This is a genomic window from Lentzea pudingi (assembly GCF_014646255.1).
Taxonomy (GTDB): Bacteria; Actinomycetota; Actinomycetes; order Mycobacteriales; family Pseudonocardiaceae; genus Lentzea; species Lentzea pudingi.
Genome location: NZ_BMNC01000005.1, coordinates 177029 through 194725 on the forward strand (window position 1 = coordinate 177029; position 17697 = coordinate 194725).

General features: G+C 69.8%; 12 protein-coding genes and 1 tRNA gene. 7 read left to right on the forward strand and 6 right to left on the reverse strand.

From position 1 onward, the window contains the following. Positions 1-73: 73 nt before the first annotated feature. Positions 74-2839 carry an AfsR/SARP family transcriptional regulator gene (locus tag IEY88_RS19715; RefSeq protein ID WP_189156256.1) on the reverse strand — a complete coding sequence of 922 codons (2766 nt, stop codon included), beginning with the start codon at positions 2837-2839 and terminating at the stop codon, positions 74-76. A gap of 122 nt (positions 2840-2961) precedes the next feature. On the opposite strand from IEY88_RS19715, the gene IEY88_RS19720 reads away from it, so the two are divergent. Then, complete coding sequence (locus tag IEY88_RS19720) at positions 2962-3975, forward strand: ADP-ribosylglycohydrolase family protein (RefSeq protein WP_229693560.1); 1014 nt, start codon at positions 2962-2964, stop codon at positions 3973-3975. A gap of 225 nt (positions 3976-4200) precedes the next feature. Here the strand turns inward: IEY88_RS19720 and IEY88_RS19725 are convergent, their stop codons facing one another. From IEY88_RS19725 to IEY88_RS19735, 3 genes are read right to left on the reverse strand one after another with little or no spacing between them, the layout of a single operon-like run. Then, on the reverse strand, positions 4201-4941 hold the full coding sequence (locus IEY88_RS19725) for an FAD:protein FMN transferase (RefSeq protein WP_229693561.1): 741 nt from the start codon (positions 4939-4941) through the stop codon (positions 4201-4203). 2 nt (positions 4942-4943) lie between these two features. Further along, complete coding sequence (locus IEY88_RS19730) at positions 4944-5444, reverse strand: FMN-binding protein (protein WP_189156258.1); 501 nt, start codon at positions 5442-5444, stop codon at positions 4944-4946. A gap of 14 nt (positions 5445-5458) precedes the next feature. Continuing rightward, on the reverse strand, positions 5459-6817 hold the full coding sequence (locus IEY88_RS19735; protein ID WP_229693562.1) for a ferredoxin reductase family protein: 1359 nt from the start codon (positions 6815-6817) through the stop codon (positions 5459-5461). 135 nt (positions 6818-6952) lie between these two features. Between IEY88_RS19735 and IEY88_RS19740 the strand changes: the two genes are divergently transcribed. Both IEY88_RS19740 and IEY88_RS19745 read left to right on the forward strand, forming a co-directional pair. Continuing rightward, positions 6953-7651, forward strand: coding sequence for a response regulator transcription factor (locus IEY88_RS19740; RefSeq protein WP_211335635.1), 699 nt, complete (start codon positions 6953-6955; stop codon positions 7649-7651). A gap of 8 nt (positions 7652-7659) precedes the next feature. Beyond that, complete coding sequence (locus IEY88_RS19745; RefSeq protein ID WP_189156639.1) at positions 7660-9075, forward strand: sensor histidine kinase; 1416 nt, start codon at positions 7660-7662, stop codon at positions 9073-9075. A 1-nt stretch (position 9076) separates the two neighbouring features. On the opposite strand, the gene mgrA is transcribed toward IEY88_RS19745, so the two are convergent. Next, positions 9077-10105, reverse strand: coding sequence for an L-glyceraldehyde 3-phosphate reductase (gene mgrA, locus IEY88_RS19750; protein WP_189156259.1), 1029 nt, complete (start codon positions 10103-10105; stop codon positions 9077-9079). Between the two features lie 40 nt (positions 10106-10145). Here mgrA and IEY88_RS19755 point away from each other — a divergent pair, with 40 nt between their 5' ends. Further along, entirely contained in the window at positions 10146-11807 is a 1662-nt protein-coding gene (locus IEY88_RS19755; protein ID WP_189156260.1) for a hypothetical protein, read from the forward strand. Positions 11808-11870: 63 nt separating this feature from the next. On the opposite strand, the gene IEY88_RS19760 is transcribed toward IEY88_RS19755, so the two are convergent. Beyond that, positions 11871-11943 (reverse strand) — tRNA-Thr (locus tag IEY88_RS19760). 259 nt (positions 11944-12202) lie between these two features. On the opposite strand from IEY88_RS19760, the gene IEY88_RS19765 reads away from it, so the two are divergent. The 3 genes from IEY88_RS19765 (at position 12203) to otsB (ending at position 17631) form a co-directional block, all read left to right on the forward strand. Further along, positions 12203-13546: a threonine/serine exporter family protein gene (locus IEY88_RS19765; RefSeq protein WP_229693563.1), complete on the forward strand. Its 1344-nt coding sequence runs from the start codon at positions 12203-12205 to the stop codon at positions 13544-13546. A gap of 69 nt (positions 13547-13615) precedes the next feature. Continuing rightward, a complete protein-coding gene (locus tag IEY88_RS19770; protein ID WP_189156640.1) occupies positions 13616-15049 on the forward strand; it encodes an alpha,alpha-trehalose-phosphate synthase (UDP-forming) in 1434 nt (477 codons plus the stop codon). A gap of 50 nt (positions 15050-15099) precedes the next feature. After that, positions 15100-17631 (forward strand): trehalose-phosphatase, encoded by a 2532-nt coding sequence (otsB, locus tag IEY88_RS19775; RefSeq protein ID WP_189156262.1) that lies wholly within the window; start codon positions 15100-15102, stop codon positions 17629-17631. The last annotated feature ends 66 nt before the right edge of the window (positions 17632-17697 follow it).

Sequence of the window (17697 nt, forward strand, 5' to 3'; positions counted from 1 at the left end):
CCTCGGTAATCCCCCACTCGGCGGCCTGCTCGTCCAACATCCCATGCTTTGGGACCAGATGACTAAACGTCCGCTAAACCTCGGACGACAACGAGTCCAGAGCGGCTCTGACCGCGACCGCGCGGGCCGAGTTGACCTGCGCGTACAGGCGCAGCGCCTCCGTCAATTCCGCTGCCGCAGCAACCCATTCCGCCCGACGGAGCAACACCCCGCCCAGCACGTGCCGGCCGAAGCCCTCCAGGTAGGTCACCTCGGCGACGGCGGCCTGGTCCACGACCTGGCGGGCCAGCATCTCGGCCTGGTCCAGGGCGCCCGCCTGCAGGTTCAGTTCGGCGAGGTTCGCGAGACCGCGGATCAACGCGACGTTGTCACCGGAGCGCCGGTACACCTCGACCGCGTGAGCCTGGTGCCGCAGCGCGATTTCCACGTGCCCGCGGGCCTGCTCGACCTGCGCCACGTTGTTCAGGCCGTGCGCCTCGCCCACGACGTCGCCGGACTGCTGCGCGAGCTGCACGGACTCCCAGAAGTGCAACAGGGCCTCGTCGTGCTGCTCCAGCCGGAACAGGACGTCGGCGAGCTGGGCGAGCGTCAGCACGAGGTACTGGCGCTCACCCAGTTCCACGGCGAGCCGGTGCGCGCGACGTGCGTCCGGCAGCAGGACGGGACGGCCCAGCCGGGCGTTCGTCGTGTAGGTCGTGTCCAGCATGAGGACCTGGCCGAGGCGGCTCCCCGTCACCTCGGCCGCGGCCAGCCCGAACCCGACCAACGCCACCCACTCGCCGGTGAGCGCGCGCACGGTCGCGTAGTGGTGCAGCAGCCGGACCAGCTGCCATACCTGGTCGTGCAGGCCCCTTTCGGCGGACGCGTGCACGACCGCGACGATGTTGGGCCACTCCTGGTCGAACCAGTCGACCGGGTCGCCGAACGCGGGCAACGCGGTGGAACCGTTGTCCGCCACCACGAAGTCGAGTCCGTCGCGCGCCGGCCGGATGGCCCTGCGGACGTGGTCGCACGCCACGAGGTAGTAGTCCACCAGGCGCCGCAACGAGTCCAGGTCCGGACGGCCCGCTCCGCGAACGTACAGGCGCACCAGCTCGTGCATCGTGAAGCCGTCCGGCCACGGTTCGACCAGCAGGTTCACCCCGACGAGCTGCGCCAGCCGGGACCGGGCCGCCTCGACCTGGACGCGGGTCAGCGCGGCGACGGCGTGCGACGACATCCACCGGCCGGGCGCCATGCCGACGGACTGGAAGACCTCGCCCAGCTCCGACGGGAGGTCACGGGTCGACAGGTCGAGCGCCCGCGACACCCCGAGTCCCGCCTCCGGCAGGTCGAGGCCGCGCATCCGCTGCCCGTCGTCGGCCAGCTCCCCCACCAGCTCCTCGACCGTCCACTCCGGACTGATCACGAGCTTCGCGGCGGCCACCCGCAGCGCGAGGGGCAACCCCCCGCAGAGCTCCGCGAGCTTCTGCGAGGCCGCCGGGTCCCGCACGGACAACGGCTTGCCCAGCACGTCGTCCACCAGCGCACGGGACGACGAGTCGTCCAGCGGGCCGAGCTTGCGCACGCGGGCGCTGTTGGTGACGACCAGCCGTTCCAGCTGCGACCGCGACGTCACCAGGACCACCGAGCCCGAGCCCGGCGGCAGCAACGGCTGGACCTGGTCGAACGCCGTCGCGTCGTCCAGCACGACCAGCACGCGGCGGCGGTTGAGCAGTGAGCGGTACAGCCCGACGCGGTCCTCCACGCCGACCGGCACGCCGTCCGCCGGCACGCCCATCGCCACCAGGAACCGGGTCAGCACCTCGCCCGGTTCGGTGTCGCCCAGCGAGGCGAACAGCACGCCGTGCGGGAACAGCTCGGAGTTCTCGTGCCCCCACGTGATCGCGAGGGCGCTCTTGCCGACACCGGGGGCGCCGGTCAGCACGGCCACCGCCGTCGCCAGCAGGTTCCTGGTCGCCACCACGGTGTCGAGCCACGCCCTGTCGTCGTCGCGGCCGAACAGCCGGGACGCCGACGCGGGCAGCAACGCGGGCGCCACGATCCCGGCCCGCGGCGCCACGGGACGGGACTCGACCGGGCCGATCACGCTCAACGACGGGTCGTCGCGCAGCACCTGCTCGTGCAACGCCCGTAGCTGCGGACCGGGGTCGATGCCCAGTTCGTCCACCGCACGGCGCTGGAAGCGCTGGTAGGCCTCGAGGGCGTCGGCGCGCTGGCCGGACCGGTAGAGCGCCCGCATGCTGTGGGCGACCAGGCGTTCCCGGAACGGGTACTCGGTGCACAGCCCGCGCAGCTCGCCGACCAGCTCCAGGTGGCGGCCGAGCTCGAGCTCGGCGTCGATGCGCTCCTCCAGCGCCGACAGCCGCAGCTCCTCCAGGTCGGACGTCATCGGGTCGCCCGGCACGTCCGCGAGCACCGGACCGCGCCAGAGCCCCAGTGCCTCGCGCAGCAAGCCCGCCCTGATGGCGGCGGGCTTGCCGCGAGAAGACGCCACGAGCTGCTTGGCGCGGTGCAGGTCGAGGCGCCAGGGATCCACCGTCAGCTGGTAGCCCGTCGGCGTGGTGCGGATGGTCGCGGAGCCCGCGGGATCGGACTCCTCGAGCACCTTGCGCAGCCGCGAGACGTACCCGTGCACGATCGTCCGCGCCGTGGCCGGAGGCGTGTCCGTCCACAGCGCGTCGACGATCTGGTCGATCGAGACGGGTCGGTTCGCCTCGACGACCAGCATGGCGAGCAGCCCGCGCATGCCGCGGCGGCCCAGTTGGACGAGCCGTCCGTCCGCGAGCACCTGGAGTGGACCGAGCACGCCGAACTCGAGTCCGGTTTTGCTCCGCATGCCCCTCCTCAGGTGCGCTGACCTCGTCACTTCAGAAGGTGCGCAAGCCCGAGTCTCAGATACAAGTAAGGGCCAAGTTCGCGGGACGCTACTGTTCACCTGTGCCGCGAGACAGGAATTCCGTGGTTGACCGCGGCGCCGGGTGCCTTCTCGGCGGCGCTCTCGGTGATGCGCTCGGTGCCCCCGTGCAGTACCTCGGCTGGGCCGACATCCAGCGCGAACACGGTTCCGAGGGCGTCATGGGGCCGCCGAAGCCCGCGCTGTTCACGGACGACACCCAGCTGACCCTGTTCACCGCCGACGGTTACCTGCGCGCCTGGGTGCGCGGCAAACGCACCGGCGAGTGGGAACCGTCGCAGATGGTCTGGCACAGCTACCGGCGCTGGCTGATCACCCAGCAGCAACCGGCCCCCGAGCGGGGTGCGATCGGGCTGCTCGCCGACGAACGGCTGTACGAGAGCCGCTCACCGGGCCTCACGTGCCTGCGCGCGCTGGCCGCCGAGACACCGTCCACTCCGGAGAACCCGCACAACGAGTCGTCCGGCTGCAACGGCGTCACGCGCACCGCACCGGCGGGCTTCGCGCCGTCCGCGGCGATCGCGTACGACCTCGGCTGCCGGTTCGCCGCCCTGACGCACGGCGGCACGGGCGGCTGGGTCTCCGGCGGCGCGCTGGCGTTGCTGGTCCACCTGCTCGCCGTGAAGGCGCGCCCGTTGCGCGAGGCGATCGACCAGGTCATCGGCCGCGTGCTGCGCGACGACACGTACACGGCGACGGTGCTGACACGGGCCGTGGTGCTGGCGGACGAACACGACGGTTCGTCGCCCGTGCGCGTCGACCGGCTCGGCAGCGGCTGGACCGGTCCGGAGGCGCTGGCCATCGCGGTCTACACCGTGCTGACGCACCCGAAGCCGTCGCAGTTCGTGGACGCCATGCGCGCCGCCGCGAACCACTCCGGCGGCAGCGACGCCACGGCGGCGTTGACGGGCAACGTGCTCGGCGCGTTGCACGGTACGGAAGCGTTGCCCCGCGACTGGCTGATGGGGCTGGAGATGGTGGACGTGCTGGACGCGATGGGCCGCGATCTCGGCATGTCCGCGGTGAACCTGGACTTCAACGAAGACCGCTACGCGTAAGCGAGTTCGCGACTTCCCGGCGAACTCGCCGCCGTCTGCGGAGCAGCGACCAAAAAACACAGAAAAGGCCCGCTGTGGCGCGCTCCCGAATTCGCGCCACAGCAGGCCTTCTCGCACGATCACTTGGTCAACAGCAGGCCGGGACTTGCCCCGAGCGCGAGCTCCGATCAGCTCTTGATCAACGAAAAACGTGCCCCGGAGTCAAGGCTCCGTTGGGCGAGCATGTTAACAGATGTGTACGGGAAGTCCAGGACTCGAGTACACGCGACGATCTTCGTCGACGATGAAGACCTCGCACTCCTCCTGCGCCGCCGCCCACTCGATCCCGTCCCTGCCCAGCGCAAACGCTGCTGTGGCAGTGGTATCCGCGATCGCGAGGTCGTCGGAGAAGACCGTGACCGACAGGAGTCCCGACACCGGCTGACCGGTGCGGCCGTCGAGGATGTGCTGTCCGCGTTCGTACAACGCTGACGTGGCAACGGCTCCGTCCCGCACGCCGAGCACGACGCTGAGCTGGTCGGCGACGTCGGGATGCCGAACGCCCACGCGCCAAGGCTTTCCGGGCTCGGGCTCGCCGGCCGTCACGACGTCGCCGCCCGCGTTGACGCAGAACGACGTCGCGCCGCCCGCCCGCAGCATGTCCGCCGTCCGTTGCACGGCCCAGCCCTTCACCACCGCGCACGGGTCGAGCCCGCGGCCCGGCACCCGCGCCGTGAACGCGCCGCCCGTCGACTGCTCGTACCAGTCGCACAGTGAGAGCACCTCGACCAGGTCCGGGGTGAGCTCTTCCCTGGTGAGCTCACCCCGGTCCAGCCGCGAGACCTCGCTGTCGGGCTTGAACGGCGAGAACCGGGCGTCCGCCTCGCGCAGCCAGGCGAACGCCCTCTCGGCCAGTGCGGCGTCCCCGTCACGCAGGTCCACCGAGATCGGCAGGCCCATGATCTGTTCGACGCGCCGCACGGCCACGGTTACTTCGCCCCGTCGAGGGCGGCCTGCAGCGACTGCTTGTAGCCGTCGGAGGTCGCGGTCGCGCCGGACACCGTGTCGATGTCCGCGCTCTGCGCCTTCAGCGCCGACTCGCGCAGCAGCGGCAGCGCCATCCTGGTCGGGTTGCTGTTGGGCGCCCGCAACGCCTTCACGTCGACGATCTTGGTGCCCTGCAACGTCACCTGCACCTGCACGGTGCCCTCGGACGTGTTCACCGCAGGCCCGGGCACGGTGCGGTTCTGCGCTTGCTGCTGCGGAGTCGTCGTCTTCGGCGCGGCTCCGATCGTCTTCGGTGCGGCGCCGGTGGCCTTGGGCGCCGTGGTCTGGGGTGCGGTGGTCTGCGGCACGACCTGCTGCTGTTCCTGGGCCGGCGGCGCGGCGGCCTCGTTGATCTCGCCCTCGTGCGCGGCGCCCGGTGAGTAGAGCCAGACCGGAACCAGGCCGGCCACGCTGAGCACCGCTACGGGAATTGCCCACTTCACGTCGTCGAACCCCTTCAGTTGGCCAGCGCGAAGCGCTCGGCGTGGATCTGGCTGCTGGGCACTCCCAGTTCGTCGAGGCTGGTGATCACCGCGTCGGTCATGCCGTTCGGGCCGCAGATGAAGACGTCGCGGTCCTGCACGTCCGGCACGAGCGCGGCGATGTTCTCCGGGCCGAGCAACGGGCCGTTCGCGGTGATGGACTTCGACGAACCGGTGACCAGGCGCAACACCGCGCCCTTCGCCCTGGCGAGGCCTTCGAGCTCGCGCAGCAGCACCGCTTCACGCGGGTCGCTGACCCGGTAGAGCACCACGACGTGGCCCTTGATCTCCTCCAGCAGCGCGCGGACCGGCGTGACGCCGACACCACCCGCGACGAGGAGCGCGTTCGGCTTGGTCTGGTGCATCGTCGTGAACGCGCCGTACGGGCCCTCGGCGAACACGCGGGTGCCGACCTTGATGTTGCGGATGTCCGCGCTGCCGGTGCCCAGGGCCTTCGCGGTGAGCCGCAGGTACTTGCCGTTCGGCGCCGCGGACAGCGAGAACGGGTTGGCCTGCCACCAGCGGTCCTTGGTCAGGAAGCGCCACAGGAAGAACTGGCCCGCCTTCGCGCCCAGCTGGTCGAGGTCCTTGCCCTCGATGTAGACCGAGACGACGTTGTGCGCCTCCGGCACCACGGCGGCGACGTGGAACTGGTGCTTCCAGTTGCGGTAGAGCGGGAGCACGACGCGGCCGAGGAGGACGGAGCCGAGCGCGAACGCCCACAGGCCCCACCAGTAGCCGGTCGCGAGCGCGGACTTGCGGAACGTGCTGCCCACCGCGACCTGGTGCGAGAACGCCAGGAAGATCGCGATGTAGGTGTACAGGTGGATGAAGTGCCAGGTCTCGTAGGCCATCCGGCGCCGCGCGAAACGGGCCGAGACGGTGCCGACGACCATGATGATCGCCCACGCCACCAGCGCGCGGAGGATGCCCTCCAGCTCGGTCGCCTGCCGCACGACCTCGGCGATCGGGCCGTCGGCGCCGGCGTTGCCGAACGCGATGAAGACCAGGTGGCCGATCAGCGTGAAGAAGATCGTGAAGCCGACCCAGCGGTGCCACGAGGTGAGCTTGTCCATGCCGAGCCGCCGGTCGAACCAGGGCAGCCGCGCCACCAGGAGCAGCTGGAAGGCCATGGCGAGCGCGCCGTACAGACCCGCCAGCCGGCCGAGGTTGACCAGCTTGTTCGAGCCGACACCCGCCGCGTTGAACAGGTACGTCACGAACGCCGCGTTGGCCAGGAGGAACACGTACAGGCCGGCTTTGGCCAGCACCTTGTGCGGCGTCGCACGGCCGGCCGCAGCCGGTCGCACAGGAGGCTGCAGGGTGGTCGTCACGGCGGGCTCCTCGGTCAGGCGGTCTCTGGCGGTCGGTCTCGATCCTTGGCGTTCGAGCTGTGGCTCCGCTTTGCACCCGCTGTCGACTTCCTGTCGATCGAGCGCCGGGGCCACCAGGTGACGCACCATGAGCACGTGGACAAGGGGAACTCGGTTCGATTGCTCGTCGTGGACGACGAGCCGCACATCGCTGACCTGGTCGCGACGGTCGCCCGCTACGAGGGCTGGCAGGCCGCGACCGCACTCAACGGCGAAGAGGCGTTGAGAGAGGCGGCCGAGTTCCAGCCGGACATCGTCGTGCTCGACCTCATGCTGCCTGACCTGGACGGATTCACCGTTCTTGATCGGATGCGGGCGGCCGGTGCGATGGTCCCGGTGGTCTTCCTGACGGCCCGTGACGGCACCGCCGACCGGGTCGCGGGGCTCACCAGGGGCGGCGACGACTACCTCGTAAAACCTTTTTCGGTCGAGGAGCTGATGGCCCGGCTCAGGGCCGTGCTGCGCCGCTCGACGGGTCCGTCGTGGAAGCGTTCGGTGCTGAAGGTGTCCGATCTGGTGATGGACGAGGACACGCGAGAGGTCCGTCGCGGCGGCAAGCTCGTGACGCTGACGCCGACCGAGTACGAGCTGCTGCGGTACCTGATGCGGCGCTCGCCGGCCGTGCTGACGAAGGCGCAGATCCTCGACCACGTGTGGGAGTACGACTTCGGCGGCCGTTCGAACGTGGTCGAGCTCGTCATCTCCCACCTGCGCCGCAAGCTCGACGACGGCCGCGAGCCGTTGATCCACACCGTGCGCGGTGTGGGGTACGTGCTCCGCCGAGCAGCTGAGTGAGCACCTCGATGAAGTTCCGGTTGAAGCCGGTCCGCGACTGGCGTCTCGGCACCCGCCTCGCCCTGGGCCTGGGCGCGCTCGCGCTGACGGTGTTCGTGATCGTCGGCTGGGTCATGGTCACGTCGATGAAGGACTTCCTCGACCGCCGCCTCGACGACCAGATGATCATCAGCCAGCAGGGCTCGGTGAAGGAGCTGGAGTACTCCGGCAAGATCACCAAGATCCCGCCGGACTGGTTCGCGGTCGTCTACAAGATCGACGGCGGTGAGCTGCGGCCTCAGCCCGGCGACCAGCAGCCAGAGGACCGCGAGGAGTTCGACGCGCTCGCCAAGAGGGCGCTGACCGCGGACGAGTTCCAGACCGAGTACCTGCGCGACGAGGGCAAGTTCCGGCTGCGCGCCTGCCAGGTGATCAAGGGCGAGTACATCGTGGTCAGCGCGGCCCCGATGCAGGACCGCGACGGCACGATCTCCCAGCTGGTCACGGTCGGGGTGATCGCGTTCCTGGCCGCGCTGGTCGCGTTGGTCGTGGGTGGTCAGGCGTTGATCCGCAAGGGCATGCAGCCGTTGTCGGACATGGCCGACACCGCGCACGACATCTCGTCGCACGACCTCACCGACTCGGGCGACCTCACCGTGCGCGTGGACGGACGCGGCGGTGGCGTCGAGGTCGAGGAATTGCGCGAGGCGTTCAACAAGATGCTCGCGCACATCGACTCTTCTTTGGCCGCCCGCACGGCCGCAGAGCAACGCCTGCGCCGGTTCATCGCCGACGCCTCGCACGAGCTACGCACGCCCCTCACGTCGTTGCGCGGCTACGCCGACCTCTTCCGGTACGCGGCGGCCAACGAACCGGGCGAGCGCGAGAAGCACCTGGAGAAGCTGCGGTCGGAGGCCTCGCGCATGAGCGTGCTGCTCGACGACCTGTTGTTGCTGGCCCGCCTGGACTCCGCGGCGACCGAACCGCCGTTGCGCCCGGAGGAGCTGGACCTGTCGGTGGTCGCGGAGGCGGCGGCGGACGCGTTCCGCGCGGGCAGGCCGTCCCACGAACTGTCCCTGGACGCCGACACCGTGCGCATGACCGCCGACCCGACGCGACTGCGGCAGGTGCTCGACAACCTGCTGACCAACGCGGCCGTGCACACGCCGGCGGGCACGTCGGTGGCGTTGAAGGTGACGGCGGAGAACGGCTGGGCGGTGATCAGGGTGAGCGACACCGGCCCCGGCATCCCGGCCGCGGACCAGGCGCGGATCTTCGACAGATTCTACCGCGTGGACGACTCGCGGACCCGCCAGCGCGGCGGCAGCGGCCTGGGGCTCGCCGTGGTCCAGTCGCTGGTGGAGGCGCACGGCGGCACGATCGAGCTGGCCAGCCGGCCGGGGTCGACGGTGTTCACGATCCGTCTCCCCCGGCACCAGGCCTAGATCATTCGGCCTGCGAGCTCGTCGCCCACAGGTCGATGCCCGACTCGACGGCGTACTTGTCGATCTCGGCGAGCTCGTCGTCGGTCAGCGGCGGCGCCTGCAGGGCCGCGAGGTTCTGCTCCAGCTGCCCGACCGAGGACGCGCCGATCAACGCCGACGTGACGCGCGGGTCGCGGATCGTCCACGTGAGCGCGAGCTGGGCCAGCGACTGCCCGCGCGACTTCGCGACCTCGTTGAGCGACCGGATGCGGCCGAGGTTCTGCTCGGTCAGCAGGTCCGTCGACAGCGACTTGCCCTGCGACGCGCGCGACCCCTCGGGCACCCCGTCGAGGTAGCGGTCGGTCAGCATGCCCTGCGCGAGCGGCGAGAACGCGATGCAGCCGGCGCCGACCTCCTCCAGCGTGTCCAGCAGCTCCGGCTCGATCCAGCGGTTGAGCATCGAGTACGACGGCTGGTGGATCAGCAACGGCACGCCAGCGCTCTTGAGGAGTTGGGCGGCCTCGCGGGTCTTCGCGGGCGAGTACGACGAGATGCCGACGTAGAGCGCCTTGCCCTGCTGGACCGCGCTGACCAACGCGCCCATGGTTTCTTCGAGCGGCGTCTCCGGGTCGAACCGGTGCGAGTAGAAGATGTCGACGTAGTCGAGGCCCATCCGGGTCAGCGACTGGTCGAGGGAGCTGAGCAGGTACTTGCGGCTGCCCCACTCGCCGTACGGCCCGTCCCACATGTCGTAGCCGGCCTTGGTCGAAACCACGAGCTCGTCGCGGTACGGCCTGAGATCATCCTTGAGGATCTGCCCGAACGTGATCTCCGCCGAACCGTAGGGCGGACCGTAGTTGTTGGCGAGGTCGAAGTGCGTGACACCGAGGTCGAACGCCCTCCGCGCAATCCCGCGGCCCAGTTCGTAGGGCCGGTCACCGCCGAAGTTGTGCCACAGGCCGAGCGAGATGGCGGGCAGCTTGAGGCCGCTGCGTCCCGTCCGCCGGTAAGTCATCTGGTCGTAGCGCGCGCTATCCGCGAGGTAGGACATGGTGCCCACAATGTCACGTCCTAACGAGACAGTGCAGGACATGAATCGCGCCGCTGAGGCGGGTGAGGTGCTCAACCTCTCACGGCGTGGGAACAACGTGGTGCCGGCCACGGCGATCCGGGATCTGGTGCGGTCGGGCGACGTGGATCCGCGCGGGCTGCGGGTGCGAGGGGCGCGAGTCACCGGCGCGCTGAACCTCGACTTCATCACCACCTCGACGGCACTGCAGCTGGACGACTGCGTCTTCGAGGAACCGCTCTCACTGCACGACGCCGACCTGCCGGCGCTGTCGCTCGACGGGTCGACGTTGCCCGAGATGAACGCGGAGAACCTGCGCACCCGCTACCTCACGATGGAACGCACCCGTTGCACCGGGACCGTCGACCTGGAGAACGCGCGCATCGACGGTTCGTTCCTGCTGGACGACGCCATGTTGAGACGGTTGTTCGCGTCCGGACTGCACGTCACCAGGACCATGTGCGCCGACCGGTTGTTCACGCACCGGATGTGGCTCGACGGCTGCGAGATCGGCGGCGACCTGGACCTCTGGAACGCGGTGATCGTCAACGACGACCGGTTCGCGTTCTACGCCAACAACGCGAGGATCGGCGGGGACATCAGGCTCGTCCGCGCGTTCGTCAAGTCGGGCGGCGAGGGCTCGGCCGTGGTGCTGACCGACGCCACGTGCCGCATGCTGCGGCTGCAGGACACGGTGCTGCGGGCGGCATCGGGTTCGGCGCTCCTGCTCGACGGCGCCGAGTTCGCCCAGGAGGTCTGCCTGCTCGGGCTCGACGCCCGCTCCTCCGGCGAGGACGCCGTCCGCATGACCGACACGCACGTCGGCGCCGGGCTGATCGTCCAGGGAACCGTGCGCGCCGACGACCGCCAAGCCGTCGTGCTGCACCGGACCGCGATCGGGGCGAGCGTCACGATCACCGACTCCGTCATCTCGGCGGACAGCAGGCTCTCCGCGCTGGACCTCACCGGCGCGAAGGTGAACGGCGAGCTCTCCCTGCACGCGACGAAGCTCGTCAACCACGGCCCCGGTTACGAGCTCGGCCTGGTCGGCACGAAGGTCGGCAACAGGCTCGACCTCGGTGAGGCGGAGCTGATGGGCGCGGGCGTCTTCACCACGACGCTCGACGGCCTGACCTATCCGCAGCCGCCGCGCAGCACCGACGTGTGGCTGCGGATGTTGAGCGACCACACCCGCCACTACGAGGCCCAGCCGTACCAGCAACTCGCCGCCGTCCACCGCGCCGCGGGCCACGAGCACACCGCCCGGCGCGTGCTGATCGCGCAGCAGAAGGACCTCCGCCGCTACGGCGACCCCGGCAACAAGCTGTGGCACTGGTTCCTCGGCGTCACTCTCGGCTACGGCTACCGACCGTCGCGGGCGGTGATTGGCCTACTCGTGACGTTCCTGCTGGCGCTCTGTCTCGTGTGGACAACGAACGCCTATAACGGCCTGACACCGGCCAAAGACCGCCCGGCCGACGCGTGTTCACCTGTGAACAGGATCAGTCTTGCGGCGGATCTCGCGATCCCGCTGGTGAAGCTCGGTGGCACACCGAGATGCGAACTGGCGAACGGTCCAGCCGGGCAGTGGGCGACCGGAGCAGGCTGGGTGGTGCAGATCCTCGGGTGGTCGTTCGCCACGCTGAGCGTCGCGGGCTTTACCGGACTCGTTCGCAAAAGCTGACGGACCGTGCGGCTGAAATGAGAAGAGGGTCCGCCCACCTGGGCGAACCCTCTTCTCCGAAAGAGCCGGCGAGGGGAATCGAACCCCTAACCTTTCGCTTACAAGGCGAGTGCTCTGCCAATTGAGCTACGCCGGCCGGCGCGTGTTCGCGAACATCGTAAGCGCCCGTTGCGGGTGCTACCTGCGGCGAACGGTCTGCTCTCAGTGTGATCGGATTGCTCCAACAGGAGTCAGACCAACCAACCGAGTGGATCAATGCGTCGGAGTGACCGCCCTGACCAGGTCAGGAGGGTAACCAACGGACAGTGATCATGTCCTCCTTTTCGGGTCGCCCGATCGGAGGTGGCAGACGACACAGCAACAGTCGAACTGCCTGCCACGATCACACGACGGAGGTGCACGAGATTTCCACGAACAGCCTGCACGGCCCTGCTCTGCCCGATGACACCACGGTTCACCTGGTACTCGATCTCGCCCTGAAGATCGGTGAGGTCCAAATGTCCAGCGGAGCCGGCGCGGCCGATGTGACAGCCACGATTCTCTCGGTCACCGAGAGCTATGGACTTCCGCACACGGAAGTCGACGTGATCTACACCTCTATCAGCGTGTCGTGTCATCGCGGCACAGAGGCGCTGCCGATCACGTCGATCCGTGTCGTCCGCCAGCGCAGTCTCGACTACACGCGGCTCGCGGACGTCGAGCACCTTGTGCGCAATCTGGGGCCGATCGAGGAAGCGCACGCACGGCTCGAAGACATCACGAACGCCGCGCACCCGTATCCGCGTTGGGTCGCGACGGTCGCGTGGGGTGGCATGGCCGCCGCGGTCGCGTTCCTCGTGGGCGGCGGACTGGTGCTCGCGCTCACCGCCGCGGTCATCACCGCCGCGGTCGACCGGGTCGGCCGGATCCTCAACCGGCGCAACCTGCCGTTCTTCTTCCAGCAGTTCGTCGGCGGCGCGCTCGGCACGGGCGCGGCGCTCGCGATCTACTCGACCGGGTTGCTGCAGGTGCGGCCGAGCCTGCTGGTCGCGGTCGGGATCGTCGTGCTGCTGTCCGGGCTCGCGCTCGTCAGCACCGTGCAGGATGCGATCTCCGGCTACAACGTCACCGCCGCGGGCCGCACCGTCGAGACCGTGCTGCTCAGCGCCGGTCTGATCGCGGGCGTCGCGCTGGCGATCCGCGCGGCCGTCCACTTCGGACTGGACATCCGGCTCAGCGACCCGTTGCCCGCGCTGATCTCCGCGGTGCCGATGCAGTTCGCGGCCGGTGCGGCGACGAGCGCGTTCTTCGCGCTCGCCTGTTACGCCCGGCCCCGCGCGCTCGTCGCCGCCGCCATCTCCGGCGCGATCGGCACGGCCGCCTACGGCCTCATGACGAGCCTCGGCCTCGACGCGCTGCTGAGCTCCGCCGTGGCCGCCGCGATCACCGGGTTCGGCGGCGCCACGATGACCCGCCGGCTGCGCATCCCGACGCTCGTCGTCGTGCAGGCGGGCGTCGTCCCGCTGCTGCCCGGCTGGACCACCTACCGGGGTCTGTTCCAGCTCACCGCCGAGGGCGATCCGGCCGGTCTGAGCACGCTCGTGTTCGCGAGTGGCATTGCTCTCGCGCTGGCCGGAGGGGTCGTGTTCGGCGAATACCTGGCCCAGCCGGTGCGCACCGGACTGGGTCGTCTGGAGCGCAAGTTCGCAGGTCCGCGCATGTCCGGGCCGCTCAAACCCTCGAAGCGTCGTTTGGAGTGAAACTCGCTGTGACGGGGGTTACACGACACGCCGACCGGACGCGCAGCGACTAGCGTCTTTCGGGTGAGCATGGACATAGGCGAGAACGGGGCAGAGTTCGTAGTCGTGGCCAACCGGCTGCCGGTTGACCTGGAGCGCCTCCCTGACGGGACGGAGCGCTGGAAGCACAGCCCGGGAGGGCTGGTGAGCGCGCTCGAGCCGTTCCTCCGCTCACACAGCGGCGCCTGGGTCGGCTGGCCCGGAGTGTCCGACACGGAAGTGGCGCCGTTCGAGGACGACGGCCTGCTGCTGCACCCCGTCGAGCTCTCGGCCAAGGAGGTCGAGGACTACTACGAGGGCTTCTCCAACGGCACGCTCTGGCCGCTCTACCACGACGTCGTGGCTCAGCCCGCCTTCCACCGGCACTGGTGGAACACGTACGTGAAGGTCAACCAGCGGTTCGCCGACGCGACCGCGAAGGTGGCCGCCCAGGGCGCGACGGTGTGGGTGCAGGACTACCAGCTGCAGCTCGTCCCGGCGATGCTGCGCGAGCAGCGGCCCGACCTCAAGATCGGCTTCTTCCTGCACATCCCGTTCCCGCCGGTCGAGCTGTTCATGCAGCTCCCGTGGCGCACGGAGATCATCCGCGGCCTCCTCGGCGCCGACCTGGTGGGCTTCCACCGGCCCGGCGGCGCGCAGAACTTCCTCTGGCTGGCCCGCCGCCTCGTCGGCCTGGAGCCCAGCCGGGGCACCGTCGGCGTCCGGACCCGCCCGGGTGTCGTGCAGGTCGGCGACCGCACCGTGCGCGTCGGCGCGTTCCCGATCTCGATCGACAGCGCGGGCCTCGACGCCGTGGCCCGGCGCAAGGACACGCAGGCCCGCGCGAGGCAGATTCGAGAGGATCTCGGCAACCCGAAGCGCATCCTGCTGGGAGTGGACCGTCTCGACTACACGAAGGGCATCGACGTCAGGATCCGCGCTCTGTACGAGCTGATCGCGGACGGACGCGTGGACCCGGAGGACGTCGCGATGATCCAGCTCGCGACACCCAGCCGCGAGCGGGTCGACCACTACAAGACGATGCGCCAGGACATCGAGCAGTCCGTCGGCCGGATCAACGGCGAGTTCGGCCGCGTCGGCAAGCCCGTCGTGCACTACCTGCACCAGTCGGTGAACCGCGAGGAGCTCGTCGCGTTCATGAGCGCGGCGGACGTCATGGTCGTCACACCCGTTCGGGACGGAATGAACCTCGTGTGCAAGGAGTACGTGGCCTGCCGATATGATCTTGGTGGAGCTCTGGTGCTCAGTGAGTTCGCCGGTGCTGCCGCAGAACTGACCAGCGCGTTCCTGGTGAACCCCCACGACCTGGACGGTGTCAAGAACGCTCTGCAGGCCGCCCTCGACATCGATCCCGCCGAAGGCCGCCGTAGGATGCGCGCGCTGCGCCGCCAAGTCCTCACCCACGACGTTGACCGCTGGGCGAGGTCGTTCCTGGAGGCGTTGGGCACGCAGACCTCGGTCTGAATCCTTTCAGACCGTTTTTATCCGACCCATCGAGTGCTCCAGGAGGGGCGTTGACCGCCGAGGCCCTCCCCGCCGAACTGCGCCGAGCGATCGTCCAGCTCGCGCGGACCCCGCGACTACTTGTAGCCAGCGACTACGACGGAACACTCGCGCCGATCGTGAGCGATCCGGAGGCGGCCCGCCCGCTCCCGGAGTCGGTGAACGCGTTGCGTTCACTGGCGTCGCTGCACGAGACCACATCGGCAGTGATCTCCGGCCGTGCGCTGCGCGACCTGGCCACCCTTTCCCGCCTGCCGGGCGAGGTCCACCTGGTGGGCTCGCACGGTTCCGAGTTCGACGTCGGCTTCGTGCACGCGCTCGACGGCGACGCCAAGGCGTTGCTGCGGCGCATCGAGGCCGACCTCGAAGAGATCGTCGACGGCCAGGAGGGCGTGCACCTCGAGGTCAAGCCCGCGTCGATCGCCGTGCACGTCCGCCGCGCGGCGACCGAGGCCATCGGCGCGGCGGTGCTCGACGCCGTGCGCTCCGGCCCGTGCACCTGGGAGGGTGTGCAGGTCACCGAGGGCAAGGCCGTCATCGAGCTGGCCGTCGTCGAGACCAACAAGGGCCACGCCCTCGACATCCTGCGCCACCAGGTCGGCGCCACCGCGGCGATCTTCCTGGGCGACGACGTGACGGACGAGAAGGCGTTCGAGCGCCTGCACGGCCCGGACCTCGGCATCCGCGTGGGTGCCGGCGAGTCGCTGGCCCAGCACTACGTGTCCGACCCCGCCGACGTGGCGACGGTGCTGGCGTTCCTCCTCGAGGAGCGCCGCGCGTGGCTGCACGGCGACCAGGCCGTGCCGATCGAGCGCCTGACGATGCTCGCGAACGAGCGTTCGGTCGCTCTCGTGACGCCGGACGCCAAGGTCAACTGGTTGTGCCACCCCGAGCCGGACTCCGCGGCGATCTTCGCGGACCTGCTCGGCGGCCCGGCCGCCGGCCACTTCTCGATCAAGCCGGAGCACGGTTCGCTGCCCCTGGGCCAGCGGTACCTGCCGGGCACGATGATCGTGGAGACCCGCTGGTCGCGCCTCCTGGTGACGGACTACCTGGAGCACGACCTAGCGTCGCACCGCACGGACCTCGTCCGGCGCATCTCCGGCTCGACCAACGCGGTGATCACATTCGCGCCGCGTCCCGAGTTCGGCCAGGTGCCGGTGCGGCTGCTGCGCGAACGCGAGGGCCTGCGCGTCGTCGGCACCTCGGACCCGATGGTGCTGCGTTCGCCCGGCGTCGACTGGGAGATCACCTCGGACGGCGTGCAGGAGACCGCACGCGCCGTGGTGCGCCCTCGCGAGGGTGCACCGGTGTTGCTGGAGCTGCGTTGCGGCACGGACGACCTGTCCGAGCACGAACAGGCCGAGTCGGTCCGCCGTGACCGCGCCGCGGGCTACTGGTCGGACTGGGCCGCGGGTCTGCACCTGCCGAAGGTGCAGACCGACCTGGTGCTGCGTTCGGCGCTGACGCTGCGCGGCCTGGTCCACAAGGACTCCGGCTCGATCATGGCGGCGGCCACCACGTCACTGCCCGAGGAGCTCGGCGGCGTCCGGAACTGGGACTACCGCTACTGCTGGCTGCGCGACGGCGCGATGACCGCCGCCGCACTCGTGTCGGTCGGCTCGTTCGCGGAGGCCGACGGCTTCCTGGCGTGGCTGCACGGCGTCCTGGAGACCATCCCGGGCCCGGAGCGCCTGCACCCGCTGTACACGCTGCACGGCACCCAGCTGGGCGCCGAGGCCGTCATCGAGTCGCTGCCCGGCTACGCGGGCTCACGGCCCGTGCGCGTCGGCAACCTCGCGAACCAGCAGGTGCAGCTCGACGTGTTCGGCCCTGTCGTGGATCTCGTGGTCCAGCTGGCCACGGCGCGGGGTGCTTTGTCGGACGCCGACTGGACGATGGTCCAGGCGATGGCCGAGGCCGTCTCACGGCGCTGGCACGAGCCCGACCACGGCATCTGGGAGGAGCGGCACGCGCCGCGCCACCACGTGTACTCGAAGGTCATGTGCTGGCTGACGATCGACCGCGCGATCAAGCTCGGCGAGCAGTTCGGCCGCTCGTTGGACCAGTCGTGGGTGCCGCTGCGCGACACGATCGCCACCGACGTGCTCAAGAACGGCTGGAACGACGAGGTCCAGTCCTTCACCACGGCCTACGACGGCGACGACCTCGACGCCGCCTCGCTGTTCGTGGGCCTGGCGGGCCTCATCGACCCGGCCGACGAGCGCTTCCAGTCGACGGTGACGGCCATCGAGGCGGAGCTGCGGTCCGGTTCCACCGTGTACCGCTACCACCGCGACGACGGCCTGCCGGGCGACGAGGGCGGCTTCCACCTCTGCGCCGCCTGGATGATCGAGGCGTACCTGCTGACCGGTAGGCGCACCGAGGCCGAGGAACTGTTCGCCCAGATGGTGGACGCGGCCGGTCCCACCGGCCTGCTGCCAGAGGAGTACGACCCGGTCGCGGAGCGCTCGCTGGGCAACCACCCGCAGGCGTACTCGCACCTGGGCCTGATCCGGTGTGCTCAGCTGCTCTCGCAGTGATCTAGTAGTTCTGCTGCCGCCGCGGTCCTGTTCAGGGCCGCGGCGGTGCCATGTTCCCGGTTGTCG

Coding starts and splice junctions, on each gene's coding strand:
- IEY88_RS19715 (WP_189156256.1), bottom strand. CDS start 2,839: ATGCGGAGCAAAACCGGACTCGAGTTCGGCGTGCTCGGTCCACTCCAG.
- IEY88_RS19745 (WP_189156639.1), top strand. CDS start 7,660: ATGAAGTTCCGGTTGAAGCCGGTCCGCGACTGGCGTCTCGGCACCCGC.
- mgrA (WP_189156259.1), bottom strand. CDS start 10,105: ATGTCCTACCTCGCGGATAGCGCGCGCTACGACCAGATGACTTACCGG.
- IEY88_RS19755 (WP_189156260.1), top strand. CDS start 10,146: ATGAATCGCGCCGCTGAGGCGGGTGAGGTGCTCAACCTCTCACGGCGT.
- IEY88_RS19770 (WP_189156640.1), top strand. CDS start 13,616: ATGGACATAGGCGAGAACGGGGCAGAGTTCGTAGTCGTGGCCAACCGG.